This is a genomic window from Neoroseomonas terrae (assembly GCF_018129025.1).
Classification (GTDB): domain Bacteria; phylum Pseudomonadota; class Alphaproteobacteria; order Acetobacterales; family Acetobacteraceae; genus Neoroseomonas; species Neoroseomonas terrae.
In genome coordinates, this window is record NZ_JAAEDI010000035.1 from 17,841 (window position 1) to 40,020 (window position 22,180).

Here is a 22,180-nt window from a genome sequence, read left to right on the forward strand (position 1 = left end):
AGCAACATCCCGCCCTGGCGGGCCGACCATTCGAGGAAGCGCAGAAGTACCAGGGCAGCCCGTCCAGCGGTTGGAGACGTTCCCGGGAAGTTCTATATCCCTCGGCGTGCATACACCATCCTCGCTCCCTTCCCTCATCGCGGGGCTGGTCCTCGTTCTTGCCGGGCCGGCATTCGCCGGCTGCACCGATCCGCCCGCCCCAGGGGTCGAGTGGCGGCGCTGTCTGCAGGACAGCAGCGAACTCCCCGGCGCGGACCTCACGCGCGCGACGATCCGCGACGCCACCTTCCAGCGCGCGAACCTCGCCGGCGCCAAGCTGATCGAGGCGGATGCCGTCGAGGCCCGCTTCGTCTCCGCCGACCTGTCGGGCGCCGACCTGACACGCGCCAACCTGCGCAACGCCGACCTGACGCGGGCCAACCTGCAACGCGCGATCCTGGCCGGCACCGACCTGCGGCGCGCGACACTGTTTCGCGCGGACCTGACGGATGCCGACCTGTCGGGAGCGAATCTGGGCGGGGCGAACCTGTCGGGCGCGATCCTCGGCGGCGCGCGATGGACGGACGGGCGACGGGTCTGCGCGGCCGGGTCGGTGGGGAACTGCCAGTGAGACAGAAGGCGGGGGAGGGAACTCCCCCGAACCCCCTCCTTTTTCTATCTGTCACCAGGGCGGACGAACCCGAAGGGCACGGCCCATCATGAGCAACGCGGACTATCTGGTCCGGCTCAACCCGGAACAGCGCGCGGCGGTGGAGGCCGTGGATGGTCCGCTGCTGGTGCTCGCGGGTGCCGGAACCGGCAAGACGCGGGTGCTGACCACGCGCTTCGCCCACATCCTGCTGCAGGGTAAGGCCTGGCCTTCGCAGGTGCTCGCCGTCACCTTCACGAACAAGGCTGCGCGGGAGATGCGCGAGCGCGTCTCCGCCATCCTGCAGCAGCCCGCCGAAGGGCTGTGGCTCGGCACCTTCCACGCCCTCGCGGCACGGATGCTGCGCCGGCATGCCGAGCAGGTGGGGCTGAATTCCAACTTCACCATTCTCGACGCCGACGACCAGAACCGGCTGCTCAAGCAGGTGATGGAAGCGCAGCGCATCGACACCAAGCGCTGGCCGGTGAACGGGCTGATGGCCGCGATCCAGCGCTGGAAGGACCGCGGGCTGGAGCCTGAGGCCGTCACCCCAGCCGAGGACACTGACTACGCCGGCGGCCGCGCCACGGAATTGTACGTGGCGTATCAGGACCGGCTGAAGGCGCTCAACGCCTGCGACTTCGGCGACCTGCTGCTGCACGTCGTGACGCTGCTGCGCAAGAACCCCGACATCCTCGCCGACTATCACCGCCGCTTCCGCTACATCCTGGTGGACGAGTACCAGGACACCAACCTGGTCCAGTACTACTGGCTGCGGCTGCTGGCGCAGGGACACAAGAACATATGCTGCGTCGGCGACGACGACCAGTCGATCTATTCCTGGCGCGGCGCCGAAATCGAGAACATCCTCCGTTTCGAGAAGGACTTCCCCGGCGCGCAGATCGTCCGGCTGGAATCCAACTACCGATCGACGCGCCACATCCTCGCCGCCGCCTCGGGCCTGATCGCGAAGAACAGCGACCGTCTCGGCAAGACGCTGCGCCCGGGTCGCGCCGATGCCGATGGCGACAAGGTCACCGTCGTGTCCAGCTGGGACAGCGACGAGGAAGCCCGCATGATCGGCGACCGCATCGAGGCGGCAAAGCGCGACGGCCAATCGCTGGGCGAGATCGCCATCCTGGTGCGCGCGGGCTTCCTGAACCGGTCACTCGAAGAACGGCTGATCGCGATCGGCCTGCCCTATCGCATCGTCGGCGGCGCGCGCTTCTACGAACGCGCCGAGATCCGCGACGCCATGGCGTATTTCCGCGTCGTGGCGCAGCCGGCCGATGACCTCGCCTTCGAGCGCATCGTGAATCTCCCGAAGCGCGGGTTGGGCGACACCGCGATGCAGGCGATGCACGGCATCGCGCGTGCGGAATCGATCCCGCTGTCGCTCGCCGCCGCGCGCGCGCTGGAAACCGGCGTGATCAAGCAGGCCAAGGCGCGCGAAGCGCTGCGCGAATTGCTGCAGGGCTTCGAGCGCTGGCGCGCAATGCTCGACGGCGCGGGCCACATCGTCATGGCGCAGACGCTGCTGGATGAAAGCGGCTACGCGCCGATGTGGCAGCAGGACAAGTCGCCCGAGGCGCCCGGCCGGCTGGAGAACCTCAAGGAACTCGTCAGCGCCATGGCCGACTATGAGAGCCTGGCCGCCTTCCTCGAACACGTGGCCCTGGTGATGGACAATGACGAGGCGGCGGAGGGCGAGCGCGTGTCCCTGATGACGCTGCACGGCGCCAAGGGTCTCGAATTCGACATGGTGTTCCTGCCGGGCTGGGAGGAAGGCGTCTTCCCCTCCCGCCGCAGCGTCGATGAGGGCGGCGACAAGGCGCTGGAGGAGGAACGCCGGCTCGCCTATGTCGGCATCACCCGCGCGCGTCGCGTGGCGGTGATCAGCCACGCGGCGAACCGCAGCATCTTCGGCAACTGGCAATCCCAGATTCCGTCGCGCTTCCTCGACGAACTTCCGCCCGGCGAGATCATCCGCGAAGGCAACACGCAGCGCGCGCGGCCCGGTCCCTCGGTCTTCGCCGGCGGCGGCATGTTCGCCCAGCGCCCGCGCCGGATGATCGAAGCCGGCGCCTGGGAGGTGAAGCCGCGCGCTGCCGCGACATCGGCCTTCAAGGTCGGAGAGCGTGTCTTCCACCAGAAATTCGGCTATGGCCGCATCACGGCGATCGAGGACAACCGCCTCGACATCGCTTTCGAGAAGGCGGGCGACAAGCGCCTGCTCGACTCTTTCGTGGAGAAGATCGGATGAGGCCGTCCGGCCCCGATGCCCCCGGCGCGCTCTCCCGCCGCCGCGCCGAACCGTTGGAAGCCCTGGTGATCGAGGGCCTGCCCGAACACGCCGTGCCGGTCTTCGAGGCCGCGCTGGAGCAGGTTTGCTCCACCGTCGCCTATTTCCGCGACGAGCCGAGCGACACCTGGCGTGTGGAAGGCGTGCGCGAGGCCGGGGCCCGCGATGAGGAACTGGATGCCGCTTTGGCGCTCGCCGCTGCCGTCGCGGGCATCGACCCCCCGGCGGTCGTCGCGGCGCCGGTGGAGGCCGAGGGGTGGCTCGCCCGCACCGTGCAGGCCTTTCCGGAGATGCCGATCGGGAAGCGGTTCCTGATCCGCCCGACCCATGTGCCGGACCCGCCGACCTATGGCCGCACGGTGCTGAAGCTGGATGCCGGCCTTGCCTTCGGATCGGGCGAGCACGCCTCCACCCAGGGCTGCCTGCGCGCCTACGAATCCATCGCCCACCGCCGCCCGCGCAGCGTCTGCGACCTCGGCAGCGGCTCGGGCATCCTCGCGATGGCGGCGGCCAAGACCGTGCCGTCCCGCGTCCTCGCCACCGATATCGAGCCCTGGTCCGTGCGCGTCTGCGACCAGAATGCGCGGATGAACGGGCTGACGCCGCGGCGGATGCGCTCGATCCTCGCCGATGGCTGGAAGCCGCGGCTGATGAAGGGCGTCCGCTACGACCTGATCTTCGCGAACATCCTGGCGCGGCCGCTCTGCGCCATGGCGCGCGAACTCGCATTGCACCTCGCCCCGCGCGGCACGGCGATCTTGGCTGGGCTGCTGGGCACGCAGGCGCGGATGGTGCTGGCGGCGCACCAGCGCCAGGGGCTGGTGCTGGAACGGCGGATCGACGTCGGTCCCTGGACGACGCTGGTGCTCAGGCGCCGAGGCTGATCGCGCGGCGCTGGATCGCGTCGTTGCGTTCCAGCGCGCGGGCATTGGCTTCATAGGCGCGGCGGGCCTGGATCGCCTCGGCCATGCTGCGTTCCAGGTCGCCGCTCGCCTGTGCGGCGGTCAGCGCGTCATTGCCGGACGGTGGCGCGGGGGAGGGATCGGCACCGCGCGCGGCTTCGGGCACGGGGCTTGCGATGGTCGCGGCGGCGCGGTCAATCCGTTCCGCCGCACGCTGCATGCCTTGGATGGATGCCGTTGCGCCGATCTGCATCGTCCCATGATGCGCGACAGGGATTGAGAAGAGGTTAACCCGGAGCGGACCGCCTTGAAGGCGGGCGGCCGCCGGCCGATCCTGGCCGCATGCAAGCCCGGCAGGCCCTTTGGCAGATCGCGAAGACCGGGGCGCTGTGTGCCGTGCTGGGGCTGCTGCTCTACGCCGTGGTGACGGCCGTTGCGGAGTATGCAGTCGCGCCGTGGCTCATCGGGCTGGTGCTGGCGGCTCCGCTGACCGCGGTCGTCGGGCATCTGGTGATCGAGGCGCTGCGCAGCGGGGCGTTTCCCGAGCGTTTCGGGGTGGTGCTGCGCGATACGAGGCCGCTGGCCTTCTGGTTCAACGTCCTGTGGTTCGGCGCCTGCGGCCTGTTGCTGGGCGCGCTGGCCGGCTGGTGCGCGGTCCGCCTGCTCGGCGCGACGTGAGATTGGCGGACGGAGAACGCCGCCGCTTCGCTCATCCGATCGCTGCCACATGCTGCCGCAGCTTCGGCATCACCTCCTGCGCCAGCCGCTTCATGGTCTCCGCCTCCCAGGCCGCATTCACGCCGGACCAGTCGAGCCCCGGCATCAGCAGGTGCCCGAAGGGCCCGGTCTCCTCCCGCAGCGCGACCAGCCGGTCGAGCACGGTCTGCGGCGACCCGGCGATGACGCAGGCATCGATCATCTCCTCGGTGCTGCAGGTGGCGGGGTCCATGTCGTCGCGCGGCGTCATGGTCGCGGCGAGGCCGGCGCGCTTCGCGAGCGTCCCGAGATAGTCGTAGTAGTAGTGCGTCGAACCTTCCGGCGCGGTGGCGCGCGCCTTCGCCTCGGCATCGCTGGCCGCGATGACCATGTTGCGCGCGACGCGCCAGTTCGACCCGTCGACCCGCCGGCCGGATTCCGACAGCCCCTTCGTCAGTCCGCGCCAATGCCCGGCCAGCACGCGATGGGCGACGAAATTCGCGCTGATCACGCCCCAGCCGCGGGCGGCGGCCGTCGTCACGCTGAAGCTGTCGGGCTGGCGTGCGGAGACATGCACCGGCGGGCCGCCCGGCCGGAAGGGCTTCGGCATGAAGCCCACGCCGTATTCGGGCGTGACGGTGCGCGACAGCCGGATCGGCCAGGTCGCGCCGGGAATGTCGTAGGGCGGGTCCTGTGACCAGATGCGCTGGATCGTCTCGAAGGCCTCGATCATGCGCTTGCCGCGCTCGGGCGGCGGAATGTCGCCGAACAGCTCGAAATCCGAGGCGAGGCCGCCCGAGCCGATGCCGAACAGCAGCCGCCCGTTCGACATGTGGTCGAACTGCGCGACCTCGGCCGCCACGATCGCCGGGTGGTGGTTCGGCAGGTTGATCACGCCCGTGCCGAAGGTCAGCGTCGTGCGGTGGATTAACCCGGCCATGAACATCAGCGGGGAGGGAATGGGCTCCGAGGTCGCAGAGAAATGCTCGCCGACCCATAGCTCGTTGAAGCCGAGCCGGTCGGCGAGCAGCGACTTCTCGGTATTCTCGGCCAGCGTCTCGTGCATCGGCCGCTGCGGCGGGTGCAGCGGCATCATGAACAGGCCGAGTTGCATCGGACGGTGTCCTTACCTTGCGCCCGATGGATGCTATGGGCTGGATCGCCGTTTGAGAATGCGGCGCCCTACTTCTGCAGACGTCTGAAGACGAAGGACGCCGGCCACGGGCCATAGGCGGAGGTCGCGACGCCGTTCGCGTCGCTGCCGTCATAGGATGGCAGCCCGGGCGCGGGTTCGACGGTGACCTGCCCGCCGCCCGGCGGGATGACGCCGGCATGGACGGCCGCGCGGCAGATGCGGCTGTCGGTGGTGTAGGTGCCGGTGCCCCAGACGATGCCGGTCGTCGTCGCCTCGGCGCTGCACAGGCAGGACAGCGCGGCATTGTGGTTCTGGAAATCGCCGGGGCAGGCTAGACCCGCCGCGCCATCAGCCGTGGCCACGGTGAAGGAGGCCGGCCAGGCGCCATAGTCCAGCGTCGCGATGCCGTTCGCCGTACTGCCCCCATAGGCGATGAGGCCATCGACCGGCGTCACGATGACCATGCCGCCCGATCCGGGGATAGCCCCGGCATGGACCGCGGCGCGGCAGACGTTGCTGTCCGTGGTATAGGGACCGCTGCCCCAGACCCTGCCGGTCCGCGCGGCCTCCGCCGTGCAGCGGCAGGCGACCGGCGCGGACTGGCCTTCGAAATCGCCGGGACAGGCGGGCTGCGCTACGGCGGGCGCAAGGGGTGCGACCAGCAGGCCGAGCATCAGGACGAGGCGCTTCACCGATTCCCTCCGGCAGGGTGATGAATGAAGGCTACGAACAGGATCGTTCCGTCACAATCGCCGTGGGCCGCGGCCGGTGACGTGCCTCACGCCGGGGCGAGACGTGGCGCACGCGTTGCCCAGTTGGTGAGGATGGCGACCAGCCCGACGCCGATCATCACCGGCCAGAACGCATCATAGGACCCGGTGGTGTCGAGCACGATGGCCCCAGCCCCGGCGCCGATGAATCCACCGACCTGATGCGAGAGGAAGCACACGCCGTACAGCGCGCCGAGATTCGCCACGCCGAAGCGCCGCGCGATGGCCGCCGAGGTCAGCGGAATCGTACCGAGCCAGATGAAGCCCATCACCGCGGCAAAGATCATGGTGCCCCATGCCGTGGGCACGGTCGCGGCGAAGATCGCGACGGCAATGGTCCGCAGCAGGTAGATCCCGCCGAGGGCGATCTCCGGCCGGATCACGTTGCCGAGCCGCCCGCACAACCAGGACCCAGGGATGTTGAACAGCCCGATGAGCATCAGCGCGGTCACGCCGAGCCCCGTCGGCAGGCCGCATAGCGCCAGATGCGACGGCAGGTGCATGGTCAGGAAGGCGAGCTGGAAGCCGCAGGCGAAGAAGCCGACCGTCAGCAGCGCGAAGTCGCGGTCGCCGAGTGCCTGGCGGGCCAGCGCCGGCAAGCCGGCGATGCCGGCAGGCGCGGCGCCGGCCACGCGGATGGGCGCGTGCCACTCCAGGCGGGGACAGATCACCAGGGCGAGCAGCATCGTCGAGGCGAGCATGGCGAAGGCGAAGGAGGTGCCGCCGCTTTCGATGGCCCATTGCGCGAATGGCACCATGGCTGCCTGCCCGATCGAGCCGCCGGCGGAGGCAAGGCCCAGCGCATCGCCCCGCCTGTTCTCCGGCACCGCGCGCGCGACGGCGCCGAGCACCGTGCCCGCACCGGCCGCGGCGGTGCCGATGCCGGTCAGGATGCCGATGCCGATCAGGAGCGTCGCGGCGTTGGGCGCGATGGCCGGCAGCAGCAGGCCGGCGGCGTAGATCGCCGCGCCGCCCAGCGCGACGCGCCCCGTGCCGAGACGGTCGGCGATCGCGCCGGCGAAGGGCTGGCTGATGCCCCAGACCAGGTTGTGGATGGCGACGGAGGCGCCGAGCACCGTGGCGCTGATGCCGTGCTCCACGCCCAGCGGCAGCAGGAACAGGCCGAAGGTCTGGCGCGCGCCGAGCGACAGCGAGACCGAGGCGGCGGCGGAGAGGACAATGATCCAGGCGGCGGCGGGCATGCTGCGATGTCAGCCGTCACGTTGCGCCTCGGCAACCGTTACCGCGGCATGGCAGCCCCGCAGGGCTCGCCCTCTTGAAAGCCGGCGCGGCGCGCCGGTGCAGGGGTGGGGCCGCGGCGGGGGCGATGCCGCGGCCCCGCCGCGTCAGGCGGCCCGGGGGGAGGGCCGCTCGCCGGCGTCATTCGCCGGGCGCGGATTCAGGTCGGCATCGAAGACCCGGCCGATGTCGTAGCGCGTCATGCCAATGTCGCGCAGCTCGCGGTCCGACAGGGCGCGCAGCGCATTGTAGGTGGCGAAGCGATGCGGCAGCCCGACGATCGCGGCCGTGATCCGGCGCAGGCCGCGCAGGAACAGGGTAGCGATCGCTTCGTTGCGGGCGGCGGCGGCGGCCAGCCGGATCGCCTCGACCTCGGCCTCGCGCCGCGAAGCGGCGGTGGCGTTCGGGAGGAGAAGGGCGGCCTCGGCCTTGGTGAAACGGGCGTCCATGATAAGTGTCCTTGGTCTGGTGGCGCTTCGTTCCGGGCGCCAACCTTTCGCAGGTGCAATATAGGTGCGCCGCTGCCACAGGTGATGCGCCAAGGTCACGATGGAGCCATGCGTCAATCGCATTCATTCGTGTGACTGTCGGCAATTATGGAGTAACGAAGATCACGTCCCCGTCGCCGGCCCATCGCCTCGCCGCCCTTCGTGCCCGCCTCGCCGGTGCCGGGGTGCAAGGTTTCATCGTCCCGCGCTCCGATGAGCATCTGGGCGAGTATGTGCCGCCCTCGGCAGAGCGTCTCGCATGGCTCACCGGATTCACCGGCTCTGCCGGCATGGCGATCGTGCTGCCGGATCGCGCGACCGTATTCACCGACGGGCGCTATACGCTGCAGGTCCGCGACCAGACCGATCCGGCGTTGTGGGAATGCCGCCACATCACGGATGAGCCGCCGGCCGAGTGGCTGAAGGCGCACGGGACGGACCTCGCCATCGGCTACGATCCCTGGCTGCATTCGGTATCGGCGCTGGAACGCCTGGCCGTGCCGGGGGTCCATCTGGTGCCGCTTCCGGCCAACCCGGTCGACGCCGCCTGGGCGGACCGGCCGGCGCCGCCGCTGGCAGAGGCCGTGCCACATGCACTCGGACAGGCCGGCAAGCCATCCGAGGAGAAGCGCGCCGAGGCGGCGGCCGCGCTGCGGGACGCAGGCGAGGCCGCCGCGGTGCTCGCCGATCCGCATTCAGCGGCCTGGCTGCTGAACATTCGTGGCGGGGATCTCGCGCATACGCCGCTCGCCCTCGGCTTCGCCCTGCTGCACGCCGATGCGCGGGTCGAGCTGTTCATGGCGCCGGAGAAGGTGCCGGCCGAGACGCGGGTGCACCTCGGCAACCAGGTGGTGGTCCGCCCGCGTGAGGAACTGCCGCGCGCGCTCGATGCGCTGCGCGGGCGGCGCGTGCGGATCGATGCCGATGCGACGCCGGCGTGGTTCACCGACTGGCTGAAGCAGGCGGGTGCGGAAATCAGCATTGGCGAGGACCCCTGCCGCCTGCCGCGCGCCTGCAAGAACGCGGTGGAGCGCGACGGCGCGCGCGCGGCGCATCGCCGCGACGCGGTGGCAATGGCGCGCTTCCTTTCCTGGTTCGCGGCGCAGGCGCCGAAGGGCAAGCTGACCGAGATCTCGGCCGCCGCGCAGCTTCTCGCCTTCCGCCAGGACGTCACGATGTTCCGCGCGGAATCCTTCCCCGCCATCTCCGGCGCCGGCGAGCACGGCGCCATCGTGCACTATCGCGTCACGCCCGAGACCGACCGCCGCATCGCGCCCGACGAGGTCTATCTGATCGATTCCGGCGCGCAGTATCTGGACGGCACGACGGACATCACGCGCACGCTCTGGACCGGCCCGGGCGTCGCGGCACCGGAACTTAAGGACCGGGTGACGCGCGTGCTGAAGGGGCACATCGCCCTGGCGACGGCGCGCTTCCCCGCCGGCGTCGCCGGGCCGCACCTGGATGCGCTGGCGCGCCGGCCGCTCTGGGATGTCGGGCTCGACTACGACCACGGCACGGGACACGGCGTCGGCTCCTTCCTGTCGGTGCATGAAGGGCCGGTGGCGTTCAGCCGTGCGGCCCGCATCGTTCCGCTGCGCGAGGGCATGATCCTGTCCGACGAGCCCGGCTTCTACGCCGCCGGCGAATACGGCATCCGGCTGGAGAACCTGCTGCTGGTGCTGCCCGCGGACCTGCCGCAGGCAACCCGCCCGTTCCTGTGCTTCGAGACGCTGACCCTGGCACCCTTCGACCGTGCTCTGATCGAACCCTCGCTGCTGACATCGACGGAGCGCGCGTGGCTCGATGCGTACCACGCGCGGGTGCTGGCGGAGGTCGGGCCGGAACTCGACGCGGCGACGGCGGATTGGCTGCGAGCGGCGTGCGCGCCCCTTTGACGTCCGACGGACCCGAGAACGGGGCCGCTCCCCGCCTCGCCGGGCAGCGGGTGCTCCTGGTCTACGGCCTGCTGGGGGAGGTCGCGGTCGCCTTCCGGCCCTTCGGGCTGGAATACATGCAGCCGCTGGCCGAATGGCTGCTGGAGCAGGGCGCGCTCGTCTCGGTGGTGAAGCTGCGCACGGCGGAATCGGTCTCGGCCAATGCGGCGCGGCTGCGCGCCGAGATCCTGGCGGACCCTGCGCCGGCCCTGGTGATCGCCCACAGCAAGGGCGGGCTGGAGGCGCTGGCCGCGCTGCTGGACCCTGCGGCGCAGGCGCGCTGCGTGGGCTTCCTCGCCATGCAGTCGCCCTTCTACGGCAGCCCGGTCGCCGATGTGGTGGTGGGTGCGAAGCCGCTCGAAGCCGCGGCGGGTGGCCTCGCACGGCTTCTGCGGATCGGCACGAAGGAGGGCGTGCGCGACCTGACCACCACGGCGCGGCGCGCCTGGATGGCGGCGGCGGATGCACCGATCCGCCGGCTTCTCGCCGCGCTGCCGGTCGCCTGCCTGGCGACGGCGCTGGATGACCACAAGGCGCGCGGGCGCGAAAGGCTGCACCTGGCCGCCGCGCAATGGATGGAGAAGCGCGGCTACGGACCCAATGACGGCCTGGTGCCGGTGGACAGCGCGCTGATCCCCGGTGCCCGGCATGTGGTGCTGCCGGGCAGCCACATCGCGAGCGTCAGCCGCGGGCCCGGCCGCGATCCGGTGGCGGCGATGCGCGACGGGCTCGATGCCCTGTTCAGCGGGGCGACCCCGCCAGCAGCCTGACGCCGAGGCCGAGGAACAGCGTCCCGGCCGCGCCGTCCAGCCAACGCCCGGCGGAGGAGGTCCGCAACCGCCCGGCGATGCGCGACGCGCCGGCGATCAGTACCGCGAAGAAGGGAACGGACATCAGCGGCAGCAGCGGGCCGAGGATCAGCATCTGCACCCAGGGCGGGCTGCGCGCCGGGTCCACGAACAGCGGCACGAAGGCAAGGAAGAACAGCCCGACCTTCGGGTTAAGCAGGTTGGTCAGGAATCCCTACCGCCACGCAGCGGCGAGAGACACCGTCGGCGCCCCGCCATGGCCGAGCCCGCCCGAACCGCGCAGCGCCGCCCGGATGGCCTGCACACCGAGCCACAGGAGGTACAACGCGCCGATGACGCGCAGCGTGGTGAACAACGCGGGGTTGGCCGCGACCAGCGCCGCGACGCCGGCGGCCGCGGCCAGGATCTGGACCGCCGCGCCGGTGAAGACGCCGAGCGTCGCCGCCCAGCCGCGCCGCGCCCCGCCCGAGATGGTCTGCGCGAGCACGAAGGCCATGTCCGGCCCCGGCGTCAGCACGAGCACGACGCAGGCGAGCAGGTAACCGGCAAGAAGGCTGGGATCGACGGGCATGGGTGACGTCCTGCGCCACCCATGCGCCATCGGTCCAATAGATTGGCCTGATGCGCGGCATCAGGCGCCTTGATGCGTTCAGCCGCCGTGGACGGCGAGCGTCACATCCACGTTGCCGCGGGTGGCGTGGGAGTACGGGCAGATCTTCTCATGCGCCTCCTTCGCCAGTGTCTCGAGTGTCGCCTGCGGGACCGAGGGGTCCTCGACCTTCAGCGTGACGGCGAGGCCGAAGCCCCCGCCCTCCCGCGGCCCGATGGACACGGCGGCGGTGATCGTCGCGCCGGCGGCATTCACCTTGTGCTGGCGGCCGATGAAGTCGAGCGCGCCGCCGAAGCACGCGGCATAGCCGGCGGCGAAAAGGTGTTCAGGGGTCGCGGTGCCGGGCTTGCCAGGGCCGCCCATCGCCTTCGGCACGGACAGGTCCACGGAGACGATGCCGTCATCCGAGGCGGTATGGCCGTTGCGCCCGCCCGTGGCGGTGCCGATGGCGGTGAACTTGGCGTCGATCTTGTCCATGCGGGCCGTTCTCCGTTGTGCTGGCCCTTCAGAGGTGGGCCGCAGGACGGCGGAGGCAAGTCGGCGGCGGGCGATTGGGCGCCCGGTACCAATGCCCCCGGCGTCGCGAACCTGCCGCCGAGCGGCGCTAAAGCCCTGCCAGGGTACGATACTCGGCCTCGGTCAGCACGCGCAGGCCGAGCTCCGCAGCCTTTGTCGCCTTGGACCCGGCGTCGGCGCCGACCACCACGAAATCCGTCTTCTTCGATACGGATTTCGTCACCTTCGCGCCGAGCCGTTCGGCCTGGGCCTCCGCCTCGTCACGGGTGAGCGTCTCGAGCGTGCCGGTGAAGACCAATGTCTTGCCGGCGAAGGGGCTGTCGGCGGCGGCGACAGCTTCCGCGGGAAGCGGCGCGGCTTCCCTCGCCAGATCGTCGAGGGCCGCCAGCGCCCGTGGCTCCGCGAAGAACTCCACCAGCTCCTCCGCGATCGCCGGACCGATTCCCTGGATGGAACCGAGTTCCTCCCGCGCCTCCGAGCCGATCACCTTCGCCTCGATCATCTTCGCGCGCCATTCCTCCAGGGTATGGTAGTGGCGCGCGAGCAGCTTCGCGTTCTGCTCTCCGATGCGGCGGATGCCGAGGGCGAAGATGAAGCGCTCCAGCGGAACGTGGCACCGTGCCTCGATGGCGTCGAGAAGCTTCGTCACCTTTCGCGCATCGTTCTTCGATCGCGCGCCCCAGCCTTCCCACTGCCGCATGCGCTCGGCGTGCTCGCCGAGGCGGAAGATGTCGGCGGGGCTGCGCACCAGCTCCTCGTCGTACAGCTTCTGGATGTTCTCCTCGCCCAGCCCCTCGATATCCATCGCGCGGCGGGAAACGAAATGCTTGAGCCGCTCGACCGTCTGCGCGGCGCAGACCAGGCCGCCGGTGCAGCGCCGCACCACGTCCTCACCGTCGCGGATGGCGTGGCTGCCGCAGACCGGGCAGTGATCCGGGAAGACGTACGGCTTCGCACCGGCCGGACGTTTATCGAGGACCACACCGAGGATCTGCGGGATCACATCGCCCGCGCGCTGCAGCATCACCGTGTCGCCGATGCGGACATCCTTGCGGGCGATCTCGTCCTCATTGTGCAGCGTCGCGTGGCGGACGACGACGCCGCCGACCGTGACGGGCTGCATCACCGCGCGCGGCGTCAGCGCGCCCGTGCGGCCGACCTGGATTTCAATGTCCAGCAGCGTCGTCGTGGCCTGCTCGGCGGGGAACTTCCACGCCGTCGCCCAGCGCGGCGCGCGGCCGACGAAGCCGAGGCGGCGCTGCCAGTCGATGCGGTCGATCTTGTAGACGACGCCGTCGATGTCATAGGGCAGGGCGGCGCGCTGCTCGCCGGTGCCCGCCTGGAACGCCGCGGCGTCGGCTTCGCTGTCGAGCCGCCGCGACAGCGGGTTCACCGCAAAGCCCCAGGATGCCAGGCGTTCCAGGAAGCCGTGATGCGTCTCGGCGGGGGCCTCGCTTGCCGCCCCCATCGCATAGGCGAACAGCTTCAGCGGGCGCGACCGCGTGATCTCCGGATCGAGCTGCCGCACCGACCCCGCGGCCGCATTGCGCGGATTGGCCGGCACGACGATCGCGCCGCCGAGCTTCTCGCCTCGCGCCCGGCGCGCCTCGCGTTCCTCCAGCGCCTTCTCCTGCGCGGTACGGAAGGCGAGGAAGGCGCCCTTCTCCATGAAGATCTCGCCGCGGATCTCGATGCGCGCCGGAGCGGGGCCGCGCAGGGTTCGCGGCAGCACGGCCTCGGGCAGGGTCAACAGGTTGCGCGTGACGTCCTCGCCCTCGGTGCCGTCGCCGCGCGTCGTACCTCTGACGAAAGCGCCATCCTCGTAGAGCAGGTTGATCGACAGCCCGTCGATCTTGGGCTCGGCGACGAAGGGCAGCGGGTCGTCGGAAGTCAGCCGGAGGAAGCGGCGGATCGAGGCGCAGAACTCGGCGAATTCCTCGGCGCCGAACACGTTGTTCAGCGACAGCATCGGCTCGCCATGGCGGGACTTGGCGAAGCCTTCCGCCGTCGCGGCCCCGACACGACGGGACGGGCTGTCGGAGCGGATCAGCTCGGGGAACTTCGCCTCGATCGCACGGTTGCGCAGCACCAGCGCGTCGTAGTCGGCGTCGCTGATCTCGGGCGCATCCTTGCCGTGGTAGAGCGCGTCGTGATGCGCGATCTCCCTGGCCAGGGCGGCGAGCTCCGCGGCGGCTTCCTCATCGGTCAGCGTGACGACATCGCGCGAGCGCAGCGTGGTCATGGTTCGGCCTCGGCAGCGAGGGTGTCATAGGCGGCGCCGACCAGGATACGCCCTTCGAAGTGATCTTCCACCGTCGCGCCGAGGGAGATGTAGAAGGCGGTCGCCTCGTCGTCTCCATCGTCCACGCCCCACCAGAGGCATCCCGCGCCGTTGCGGCGGCCCTCGGCAGCCATCGCCGCCATCAGCGCGCGGGCGACGCCGCGGCGGCGGAAGTCCGGATGGACGTAAAGGTCGATGACGATGTAGCAGCCGGCGGCGCGGGCGGAATCATAGGCGGGGCTGGCGGTGATGAAGCCCGCGACGACGCCGTCGATCTCCGCGACGCGCAGCAGCGACCAGGGGCTCGGGCCGAGCAGGTGCTGCTCGACATGCGTAGCGGTCATCGTCACTGGCAGCGGGTTGCCGTCGAGGCTGTTGATGGCGTTGAACAGGGCGGCGAGCTGGCCCGCGTCCTCGATGCAGCCCGGCCGGATCACCGCGGCGGTTCCGCGGCGAGGTTCAGGAAATCCTGCTGGACGACGGCGAAGGCCATGACGGGTTCTCCCTTGCTGCCGAGGCGGCGATAGAAGGCATGGGCGGCGCCGTTGGTCTCGCGCGCCGTCAGCCAGAGATGGCGCGCCCCCTGCGCATGCCCCGAGCGCGCCATGGCGGCGAGCAGGGCGCGGGCGATACCCTCGCGGCGTCGCTCCGGCACGACATAGAGATCGCCGACATAGACGCCCGGTTCGGCGTGGCCGGTCTCATAGGTTGCGTGGCCCGTGGCGTAGCCGATCAGCGTGCCGTCGGGGGCCTCCGCGACGACCACGATGGCCTTGCCGATCAGGTCGCGGTGCAGCGTCTCGGCGGTTGCCAGGCAGGGGTTGCCTTCGGCGCGGTTCAGCGCCGCGACCAGTGCCAGCAACGGCACCGCATCGCGGTCTTCACCATGTCTGATACGGACCTGTGCGGCCCGTTCGGCGGGGCGGAGCGGGGGAGTGGACACCGGCAACGCTATACCGGACGCGCCCGCCCGCGTCAGGCCGCGTGCATCACTCGACGACGATGTTGCCGGCGCGGGCGACGGCGCCCCATTTCTCCCGCTCGGCCCGCATGAAGGTCAGCGTCTCATCCGGCGAGGTGAGACGTGGCGCGGCGCCCAGCTCGCGGAAGCGGCCGACCGTCGCTTCCTCCCGCAGCACCACGTTCACGGCGTCGTTCACGCGGCGAAGTACCTCGGGTGGGGTCGCTTTCGGGGCCATGTAGGCATACCAGGCGACGACGGGCTGCGGGTCCAGCCCCAGCTCCACCGTCGTCGGCACGTTCGGCATGCGTTCGGACCGCTCGGGCCCCGTCACCGCCAGCGCGCGCACGCGCCCGGCGGAGATGTGTCCCCACCCGGCACCGACGCTGTCCACCATGATCGGGACCTGGCCCGACACCACGTCCATCTGCGCTTGCGGCGTGCCGCGATACGGCACGCCCGGCATCACCAGCCGGTGCCGCAGCTTGAAATCCTCGACCAGAAGATGGTTGATCGAACCCGAGCTGGGATTGGCATAGTTCCAGCGATCCGGTTCCGCCTGCACCCGCGCGATCAGCCCGCTCATGTCCTGGAAGGGGGAGGACGGGTTCACCACCCACACCAGTGGAGAGGCGACGGCCACGGAGATCGGCGCGAGGTCCTCCACCGGATCCAGCGGCATGTTGCGGTAGATCGCGGTGTTCACGCTGATAGCGCCGATATGCGCGAACAGCAGCACATGCCCGTCGGCGGGGCTGCGCTGCACTTCCGTCATGCCGATGATGCCGTTCGCGCCGGGCCTGTTGTCGATCACCACGGGCTGGCCCAGCAACTCGGACAGGCGCGGTGCCATCAGGCGGGCATAAGTGTCGTAGCCGCCTGCGGCACTCGGCACGACGATGCGGATGGCGCGGCTTGGCCAGGCAGGCTGGGCGATCGCCGGCGCAGCGACCGCGACGGCGGGCAATGTCAACGCCGATCGGCGCGAGATGGTGCTGGACATGTCTTCGCTCCCGTCGCCACCGGTTCGCCCGCTGGCATTGAGCCGCGATCGGGCCACCCGTCCGCCCCTGCGTCAAGCGCTCGATTGACGGGGCGAAGGACCGCGCGCCACACTCGACCCAGCCAGGATCGACAAGAACGGCGGGGGAAGCGGTGACATGAGCGCAGTGAGCCAATACGTGCTCCCGACACCGCTTGCCGATGATCCGGTCAGCCGTGCCCGCGCGATCGCGCCCATGATCGAAGCTGCGGCAGCGCGCATCGAACAGGATCGCGAACTACCCCCCGAACTGCTCGCGGCCATTCACGATGCCCGCCTGGTGCGTGCGCTGCTGCCACGCGCGATCGGTGGCGACGAGGCGACGCCCGAAACCTACTGCCGCATGATGGAGGTGATCGCGCGCGCCGATGCATCCACCGCCTGGTGCATTGGCCAGGCGTCCGGATGCTCGATGGCGGCGGGCTATGTATCGCCGGAGGTGGCGCGCACGATCTGGGGGCCGCGCGACGCGTCGCTTGCCTGGGGTGCGGCCGGGCCCGACCAGATCGCGGAAGTCGTCGACGGCGGCTACAGAGTCACCGGCGTCTGGCCCTTCGCCAGCGGCGGCCGCCATGCCACCTGGTTCGGCGGCCACTGCCGCGTGCGTGAGCGTGACGGCACCATGCGCGGCAATCCCGACGGCAGCCCGTACGAACGCACGATGCTGTTCCCACGCGACGCCATCACGATGACCGAGAACTGGCAGGTCATGGGCCTGCGCGGCACCGGCAGCGATACCTACAGCGTCACAAACCTGTTCGTGCCCGAGGCCTACACTGTGCGGCGCGATCGCGACGAGGAACGTCAGGCCCTCGGCCACGGGCCGCTGTATCGCTTCACCACGACGCATCTCTACGCCACGGGCTTCGCCTCCGTCGCGCTCGGCATCGCGCGCGGCATGCTCGACAGCTTCGTGGCGCTGGCGAGTGCGAAGACGCCCTGGTCCAGCACGCGGATGCTGCGCGACAGCCCGGCGCTGCAAAGCGGCCTCGCCCAGGCCGAGGGCCGTTGGCGCGCCGCGCGGGCCGGGCTGCACCTGACGCTGCGCGAGGTCTGGGAAAGCCTTGCCGCCGGCAACGTGATGACGACGGATCAGCGCGTCGCCATCCGGCTCGCCAGCACCTTCGCCACGCATCAGGCGAAGGAGGCCGCGGACTTCGCCTGGGCCGAAGCCGGCGCCAGCGCCATCTTCGAGAGCCAGCCCTTCGAGCGCCGCTTCCGCGACATCCACGCGGTGACGCAGCAGATCCAGGCTCGCCGCGCCCATTTCGAGACCGTGGGGCAGCATCTGATGGGCCTCACGCCACATCCCCGCTTCCTCTGATGCTGGAGACGCGACCATGCCGCTGGAAGGCCTGAACCACTACACCATCCGCCCCGTGGACCTGCAGAAGACGCGGGATTTCTACGTGGACCTGTTGGGGCTCGAGGATGGTTACCGGCCGCCGCTCGGCTTCGAGGGGTACTGGCTGTACTGCGGCGGGAACCCGACCGTGCACCTGATCGGCCCGCGCCCGCAACGCGAGGCCGGGTGGCCGGAGCGCGTCGTCGGGCCGACCGGTTTGCTCGACCACATCGCCTTCTCCTGTACCGGCCTTGCAGAAATGCGCGATCGGCTGACGAAGAACGGCGTGACGTTCGAAGAACGTGTCATCCCTCGCGACCGGCAGACGCAGCTGTTCCTCCACGATCCCGATGGCGTGGCGGTGGAACTGAACTATCCGCCGTCGGAGACGGCGCCGGCTTAGCCGCGACGGGACCGAGAGGGGCATTGCCCCTCTCGGGCTCTCCCCACCAAAGGCCGAAAGGCCTTTGGAAACCTCAAGCCGCCTTCGCAGACAGACCAGGTCCAAGACGACAAGGGGCGGCAGTGTCGACGTGCCGAGCCCGCGTCATGCCAACGACAATGAGGAGCGCACCAAGCCGGGCGCCTGGAATCAACCCAGGCACTTGGCACGGCGCGCCTCGCCTCCTTGAGAACCGCCCGTTGTGCTCGATACCCAATGGAGGCTTCCAAAGGCCTTTCGGCCTTTGGTGGGGTGAGGTCCGGAGAGGGGCGACGCCCCTCTCTGGTCACCCGCCGCGCAGAACCTCGGTAAAGCGGTCCCTCTCCGCTACCGCCCATCCGCGAGCAGGCTCTCCGCCGCCGCGCGCGCCGCGTCGGTGACTTTCTCGCCCGCCAGCATGCGCGCCAGTTCCTCGCGCCGTTCGGTATTGGGCAGCGTGTCCACGCGTGTCTCGGCGCGCTGGCCTTTCACCTGCTTCGCCACGCGCATATGCGCGGTGCCGCGGGCGGCGACCTGTGGCGAGTGGGTGACGACGAGCACCTGAAGGCGCTCCGCCACGCGGGCCAGGCGTTCGCCGACCGCGGCCGCCGTGGCGCCGCCGATGCCGGAATCGACCTCATCGAAGACGAGCGTCGGCACGGGCGAGCCGCGCGCCAGGACGACCTTCAGCGCGAGCATGAGCCGCGACAACTCGCCGCCGGATGCGATCTTCGCGAGCTGCCCCGGCGTCTGGCCGGGGTTGGTGGCGACGAGGAAGGCGACCCGGTCCTGGCCATCCGGCCCCCAGCCCGCTTCGTCCCTTGCCGAGATGTCGATGGCAAGGCGCGCCCGGTCGAGCTTGAGGGGCGGCAATTCCTTCGCGACCGCCTTCTCCAGCCGTGCCGCGGCCTCGCGGCGGGCGTCGGTGAGGGTGACGGCAGCCGAGAGATAGGCCTTGCGGGAGGCGGCCTCGTCGCGTTCCAACGCAGCGACGCGGCCGGAGCCAGCGTCCAGCGCTTCCAGTCGTGCGCGGAGATCCGCGGCGAGGGCAGGGAGCTCGACCACCGCGACGGAATGCTTCCGCGCGGCGGCACGCAGCGCAAACAGGCGCTCCTCGACTACCTCCAGGCGGCGCGGATCGGGGCCGCCCTCCTGCATCAGGCGGGTGAGGGCGGATTCGGCTTCGGCCAGCGCGTCCTGCGCCGTAGCCAGGGCAACCAGCGCGGGCTGCGCATCCTCGTTGGGCGGCGGCAGGCGTTCCAGGGCCCGGGCGGCCTCACGCAAGGCGCGCGCAGGGGAGGCGCTGCGGCGATCGCGTGGCGTCAGCTCGCCGATGGCGGCTGCGATGGCTTCCGCCCGGCGCTCGCCCTGCTGCAGGCGCTGGCGCTCGGTGGCGAGGCTCTCCTCCTCACCTTCCTCCGGGTTCAGTTCCTTGAGCTCGCCGACGGCGTGGCGGAGCCACTCCTCCTCGCGCTGCGCGGCGGCGATCGCCTCGCGCGCCTCATGCAGGCGCTTAGTGGCGGCGCGCCAGCTGGACCACGCTTCCGCTGCGGCCGCGCGGCGCGGCTCCAGCGCGCCGAACGCATCGAGCAGGCCGCCATGCGAGGTGGGGTCCGCGAGGCCGACCTGATCGTGCTGGCCCTGCACCTCGACCAGCAGCGCGCCCAGTCGGCGCAGTAATGCGACGCCGACCGGCTGGTCGTTGACGAAGGCGCGGGACCGGCCATCGGCCTGCACGACGCGGCGCAGAACGAGATCGTCCTCGGGCTCGATGCCCTGGTCACGCAGCATGTCGAAGGCGGGGTGGCCGGTGGGCGGGTGGAAGGCCGCGGCGACCGATGCCTGCGCCTGCCCCGCGCGCACCATGCCGGATTCGGCCCGCTGGCCGAGAGCGAGGCCAAGGCTGTCGAGCAGGATCGACTTGCCCGCGCCGGTCTCACCGGTCAGCGTCGTGAGGCCCGGACCGAAGGCGAGGTCCAGGCGCTCGATCAGGACAACGTCGCGGATGGCGAGGCTGGAGAGCACGGTGCCGCCGTGCCCGCCGCTAAAACAGCCAGTTGAGGGAACGGGTGAAGAAGCCCGGCCGATCCTGGGCTGCGGCGGGCCCACCCTCGAGCAGTGCGTAGGAGTCCTGGTACCAGGGGCTGCCCGGGTAGTTGTAGCCGAGCACCGCTGCGGTGCGCCGCGCCTCGTCCGTCAGGCCCATCGAGATGTAGATCTCGGTCAGCCTGTGCAGCGCCTCGGGGACGTGGTTGGTCGTCTGGTACTCGTCCACCACGCGGCGGAAGCGGCCGATGGCGGCGGTGGTCAGCCCCTGCCGCTGGTACCAGCGGCCGACATACATCTCGCGTCCTGCCAGGTGGTCCCGGGCAAGGTCGATCTTCAACCGTGCATCGCGGGCATAGGCGGTGTCGGGGAAGCGGTTCACCACCTCCTGCAACGCCGTCATGGCGACGATGGTCTGCTGCTGGTCGCGCTGCGCGTCGTTGATCTGCTCATACTGCGACAGCGCGCGCAGGTAGTAGGCGTAGGCGATGTCGCGATGCGCCGGATGCAGCTGGATGAAGCGGTCGAGCGCGCCGATCGCCTCAGTGTAGCGGTTCCGGTAGTATTCCGTATAGGCGGCCATCAGCTTGGCATTGGTCGCCCAGGTGGAATACGGATGCTCGCGCTCCACCGCATCGAACAGATCGACGGCACGCTGATAGCGGTTGTTGCGCAACTCCTGCATGCCGGCGGCATAGAGAGCCTCGGGCGATTGATCCGCCGCGTCGGCCGGCGCCGTGGTGCCGGTCGTCATCGACGGATCGGCGCCGGTGCCCTGGCGGAAGCGGTTGCTTTCGCCGCAGGCAGCCAGGGCCGCGATAAGGAGGATGGGCAGGAATCGACGGATCATCTCGCCAGCCATGAAGTCGCGCCGCTCTATATCACGCGGCAGGGCGAACCCGCCAAGCCGCCCCGACCTGGGGCAGTCGATCAGGCGATCGCCGGGGCGGCTGCAGCGCGCATCGGCGACGCGGCAGAGCCCTCGGTGAAGGCCGGCAGGCCGGCGAAGCGCCAAGCGGAGGCATCCGCGAACAGGGCCCGGAGCAGACGGTTGTTCAGCGCGTGGCCCGAGCGGCTGCCGCGGAAGCGGGCATGCAGCGGAGCCCCGGCGAGCGCGAGGTCGCCCACCACGTCCAGAAGCTTGTGCCGCACGAATTCGTCCGGACGCCGCAGGCCACCGGGGTTGAGCACCAGGGGGCCATCCACCACCACGGCGTTCGCCAGGCTGCCGCCCTGGGCCAAGCCGGCCGCGCGCAGCCGCGCGATGTCCTCGGCGAGGGTGAAGGTGCGGGCGTCGGCCAGGCCTTCGCGGAAGCCGCGCTCAGTGACACGCATGGTCACGGTCTGCCGGCCGATCGCGGTGCTGGGGAAGTCGATCTCGAGCTCGGCGTCGAATGCGGCCTCACGCGCGGGGAGGAGTTCGGCGAAGGCGCCGTTCGCATCCTCGACACGGATCGGGCGCAGCACCTCGATCGGCGAGCGCGGCGCGGCCGTGGTCGCGATGCCGGCGCAGTCGATAAGGAAGACGAAGGGGGCGGCCGAGCCGTCCATGATCGGCACTTCCGGGCCATCGACCTCAACGATCGCGTCGTCGATGCCGCAGCCGGCCAGCGCCGCCATGACGTGCTCAACCGTGGACACGCGCGCCATGCCGTCACCCAGGGCGGTGCAGAGCCGGGTGTCGTTGACGCGGTCGAACAGCGCCGGGATCTCGATGCCGCCGAGGTCAGCGCGATGGAACACGATCCCCGTGCCGGCCGAAGCCGGACGCAGCGTGACGGTCGCGCGGCGACCGGAATGCAGGCCGACGCCGACGCACCCAATGGGTGCCTTCAACGTCCTGCGCCGCCCCGTCTCAACCGTGATAAAACCGTCCATAGAACCTGCTGCCTTTCCCGGGTGCTTCGGGCCTCCTGCCGCAGGCCGGACAACGCCGACGTACAGCAAGGGTTAACACCCAGGCTCACAGAAGCACCGCGCAGGCGGCGATGCTATTCAAGCCTTGTTTCTCCGTATTACGATGCAAGCTATTGAAAATATTGAATTGGTGCG

General features: G+C 70.3%; 21 protein-coding genes and 1 pseudogene. 8 read left to right on the forward strand and 14 right to left on the reverse strand.

Annotation, left to right across the window (positions count from 1 at the left end; translation table 11 throughout):
* Positions 1-106 precede the first annotated feature (106 nt).
* The 3 genes from GXW78_RS24590 (at position 107) to GXW78_RS24600 (ending at position 3,814) form a co-directional block, all read left to right on the forward strand.
* Positions 107-610, forward strand: a complete 504-nt coding sequence (locus GXW78_RS24590) for a pentapeptide repeat-containing protein (RefSeq protein ID WP_211871558.1) — start codon at positions 107-109, stop codon at positions 608-610.
* A gap of 88 nt (positions 611-698) precedes the next feature.
* Positions 699-2,891, forward strand: coding sequence for an ATP-dependent helicase (locus tag GXW78_RS24595; protein WP_211871559.1), 2,193 nt, complete (start codon positions 699-701; stop codon positions 2,889-2,891).
* Positions 2,888-3,814, forward strand: coding sequence for a 50S ribosomal protein L11 methyltransferase (locus GXW78_RS24600; RefSeq protein ID WP_211871560.1), 927 nt, complete (start codon positions 2,888-2,890; stop codon positions 3,812-3,814). The genes GXW78_RS24595 and GXW78_RS24600 overlap by 4 nt, the downstream gene beginning before the upstream one ends.
* Here the strand turns inward: GXW78_RS24600 and GXW78_RS24605 are convergent.
* Positions 3,798-4,052, reverse strand: a complete 255-nt coding sequence (locus GXW78_RS24605) for a flagellar basal body rod C-terminal domain-containing protein (RefSeq protein WP_211871561.1) — start codon at positions 4,050-4,052, stop codon at positions 3,798-3,800. The two genes, GXW78_RS24600 and GXW78_RS24605, sit on opposite strands and share 17 nt — an antisense overlap.
* A gap of 122 nt (positions 4,053-4,174) precedes the next feature.
* Here GXW78_RS24605 and GXW78_RS24610 point away from each other — a divergent pair, with 122 nt between their 5' ends.
* Positions 4,175-4,510 (forward strand): hypothetical protein, encoded by a 336-nt coding sequence (locus GXW78_RS24610; protein ID WP_211871562.1) that lies wholly within the window; start codon positions 4,175-4,177, stop codon positions 4,508-4,510.
* 31 nt (positions 4,511-4,541) lie between these two features.
* Here GXW78_RS24610 and GXW78_RS24615 read toward each other — a convergent pair whose 3' ends face one another.
* The 4 genes from GXW78_RS24615 to GXW78_RS24630 form a co-directional block, all read right to left on the reverse strand.
* Complete coding sequence (locus GXW78_RS24615) at positions 4,542-5,642, reverse strand: LLM class flavin-dependent oxidoreductase (protein WP_211871563.1); 1,101 nt, start codon at positions 5,640-5,642, stop codon at positions 4,542-4,544.
* 68 nt (positions 5,643-5,710) lie between these two features.
* Positions 5,711-6,355 carry an LCCL domain-containing protein gene (locus GXW78_RS24620; RefSeq protein WP_211871564.1) on the reverse strand — a complete coding sequence of 215 codons (645 nt, stop codon included), beginning with the start codon at positions 6,353-6,355 and terminating at the stop codon, positions 5,711-5,713.
* A gap of 86 nt (positions 6,356-6,441) precedes the next feature.
* Entirely contained in the window at positions 6,442-7,635 is a 1,194-nt protein-coding gene (locus GXW78_RS24625; protein ID WP_211871565.1) for an MFS transporter, read from the reverse strand.
* Between the two features lie 144 nt (positions 7,636-7,779).
* A complete protein-coding gene (locus GXW78_RS24630; RefSeq protein ID WP_211871566.1) occupies positions 7,780-8,121 on the reverse strand; it encodes a DUF1127 domain-containing protein in 342 nt (113 codons plus the stop codon).
* Positions 8,122-8,282: 161 nt separating this feature from the next.
* Between GXW78_RS24630 and GXW78_RS24635 the strand changes: the two genes are divergently transcribed.
* Entirely contained in the window at positions 8,283-10,058 is a 1,776-nt protein-coding gene (locus GXW78_RS24635; RefSeq protein ID WP_211871590.1) for an aminopeptidase P family protein, read from the forward strand.
* On the forward strand, positions 10,043-10,867 hold the full coding sequence (locus GXW78_RS24640) for a hypothetical protein (RefSeq protein ID WP_211871567.1): 825 nt from the start codon (positions 10,043-10,045) through the stop codon (positions 10,865-10,867). Before GXW78_RS24635 ends, GXW78_RS24640 begins: the two co-directional genes overlap by 16 nt.
* On the opposite strand, the pseudogene GXW78_RS24645 reads toward GXW78_RS24640, so the two are convergent.
* From GXW78_RS24645 to GXW78_RS24670, 6 genes and pseudogenes are all read right to left on the reverse strand, one after another.
* A pseudogene (locus GXW78_RS24645) lies at positions 10,839-11,507 on the reverse strand (LysE family translocator). The gene GXW78_RS24640 and the pseudogene GXW78_RS24645 sit on opposite strands and share 29 nt — an antisense overlap.
* Before the next feature lie 48 nt (positions 11,508-11,555).
* A complete protein-coding gene (locus tag GXW78_RS24650; protein WP_211871568.1) occupies positions 11,556-11,993 on the reverse strand; it encodes an organic hydroperoxide resistance protein in 438 nt (145 codons plus the stop codon).
* A gap of 127 nt (positions 11,994-12,120) precedes the next feature.
* A complete protein-coding gene (gene ligA, locus GXW78_RS24655; protein WP_211871569.1) occupies positions 12,121-14,274 on the reverse strand; it encodes an NAD-dependent DNA ligase LigA in 2,154 nt (717 codons plus the stop codon).
* Entirely contained in the window at positions 14,271-14,750 is a 480-nt protein-coding gene (locus GXW78_RS24660; protein ID WP_211871570.1) for a GNAT family N-acetyltransferase, read from the reverse strand. Before GXW78_RS24660 ends, ligA begins: the two co-directional genes overlap by 4 nt.
* Positions 14,747-15,256, reverse strand: coding sequence for a GNAT family N-acetyltransferase (locus GXW78_RS24665; RefSeq protein ID WP_211871571.1), 510 nt, complete (start codon positions 15,254-15,256; stop codon positions 14,747-14,749). The genes GXW78_RS24660 and GXW78_RS24665 overlap by 4 nt, the downstream gene beginning before the upstream one ends.
* A 46-nt stretch (positions 15,257-15,302) precedes the next feature.
* Positions 15,303-16,277 (reverse strand): Bug family tripartite tricarboxylate transporter substrate binding protein, encoded by a 975-nt coding sequence (locus tag GXW78_RS24670; RefSeq protein WP_211871572.1) that lies wholly within the window; start codon positions 16,275-16,277, stop codon positions 15,303-15,305.
* A 157-nt stretch (positions 16,278-16,434) separates the two neighbouring features.
* Between GXW78_RS24670 and GXW78_RS24675 the strand changes: the two genes are divergently transcribed.
* Entirely contained in the window at positions 16,435-17,640 is a 1,206-nt protein-coding gene (locus GXW78_RS24675; protein ID WP_211871573.1) for an acyl-CoA dehydrogenase family protein, read from the forward strand.
* Positions 17,641-17,656: 16 nt separating this feature from the next.
* The gene (locus GXW78_RS24680) at positions 17,657-18,064 is read left to right on the forward strand and encodes a VOC family protein (protein WP_211871574.1); all 408 of its coding nucleotides are present in this window, start codon (positions 17,657-17,659) and stop codon (positions 18,062-18,064) included.
* Positions 18,065-18,430: 366 nt separating this feature from the next.
* Here GXW78_RS24680 and recN read toward each other — a convergent pair whose 3' ends face one another.
* From recN to lpxC, 3 genes are all read right to left on the reverse strand, one after another.
* Positions 18,431-20,107: a DNA repair protein RecN gene (recN, locus tag GXW78_RS24685; protein WP_211871575.1), complete on the reverse strand. Its 1,677-nt coding sequence runs from the start codon at positions 20,105-20,107 to the stop codon at positions 18,431-18,433.
* A 19-nt stretch (positions 20,108-20,126) separates the two neighbouring features.
* Entirely contained in the window at positions 20,127-20,978 is an 852-nt protein-coding gene (locus tag GXW78_RS24690) for an outer membrane protein assembly factor BamD (RefSeq protein WP_211871576.1), read from the reverse strand.
* Positions 20,979-21,058: 80 nt separating this feature from the next.
* Entirely contained in the window at positions 21,059-22,006 is a 948-nt protein-coding gene (gene lpxC, locus GXW78_RS24695; protein ID WP_211871577.1) for a UDP-3-O-acyl-N-acetylglucosamine deacetylase, read from the reverse strand.
* Between the last annotated feature and the right edge of the window lie 174 nt (positions 22,007-22,180).

What these genes read in the sequence shown, in the direction of transcription:
- GXW78_RS24595 (WP_211871559.1), top strand. Translation starts at nt 699, where the DNA reads ATGAGCAACGCGGACTATCTGGTCCGGCTCAACCCGGAACAGCGCGCG.
- GXW78_RS24600 (WP_211871560.1), top strand. Translation starts at nt 2,888, where the DNA reads ATGAGGCCGTCCGGCCCCGATGCCCCCGGCGCGCTCTCCCGCCGCCGC.
- GXW78_RS24605 (WP_211871561.1), bottom strand. Translation starts at nt 4,052, where the DNA reads ATGCAGCGTGCGGCGGAACGGATTGACCGCGCCGCCGCGACCATCGCA.
- GXW78_RS24610 (WP_211871562.1), top strand. Translation starts at nt 4,175, where the DNA reads ATGCAAGCCCGGCAGGCCCTTTGGCAGATCGCGAAGACCGGGGCGCTG.
- GXW78_RS24615 (WP_211871563.1), bottom strand. Translation starts at nt 5,642, where the DNA reads ATGCAACTCGGCCTGTTCATGATGCCGCTGCACCCGCCGCAGCGGCCG.
- GXW78_RS24625 (WP_211871565.1), bottom strand. Translation starts at nt 7,635, where the DNA reads ATGCCCGCCGCCGCCTGGATCATTGTCCTCTCCGCCGCCGCCTCGGTC.
- GXW78_RS24630 (WP_211871566.1), bottom strand. Translation starts at nt 8,121, where the DNA reads ATGGACGCCCGTTTCACCAAGGCCGAGGCCGCCCTTCTCCTCCCGAAC.
- GXW78_RS24650 (WP_211871568.1), bottom strand. Translation starts at nt 11,993, where the DNA reads ATGGACAAGATCGACGCCAAGTTCACCGCCATCGGCACCGCCACGGGC.
- ligA (WP_211871569.1), bottom strand. Translation starts at nt 14,274, where the DNA reads ATGACCACGCTGCGCTCGCGCGATGTCGTCACGCTGACCGATGAGGAA.
- GXW78_RS24670 (WP_211871572.1), bottom strand. Translation starts at nt 16,277, where the DNA reads ATGTCCAGCACCATCTCGCGCCGATCGGCGTTGACATTGCCCGCCGTC.
- GXW78_RS24675 (WP_211871573.1), top strand. Translation starts at nt 16,435, where the DNA reads ATGAGCGCAGTGAGCCAATACGTGCTCCCGACACCGCTTGCCGATGAT.
- GXW78_RS24680 (WP_211871574.1), top strand. Translation starts at nt 17,657, where the DNA reads ATGCCGCTGGAAGGCCTGAACCACTACACCATCCGCCCCGTGGACCTG.
- GXW78_RS24690 (WP_211871576.1), bottom strand. Translation starts at nt 20,978, where the DNA reads ATGATCCGTCGATTCCTGCCCATCCTCCTTATCGCGGCCCTGGCTGCC.
- lpxC (WP_211871577.1), bottom strand. Translation starts at nt 22,006, where the DNA reads ATGGACGGTTTTATCACGGTTGAGACGGGGCGGCGCAGGACGTTGAAG.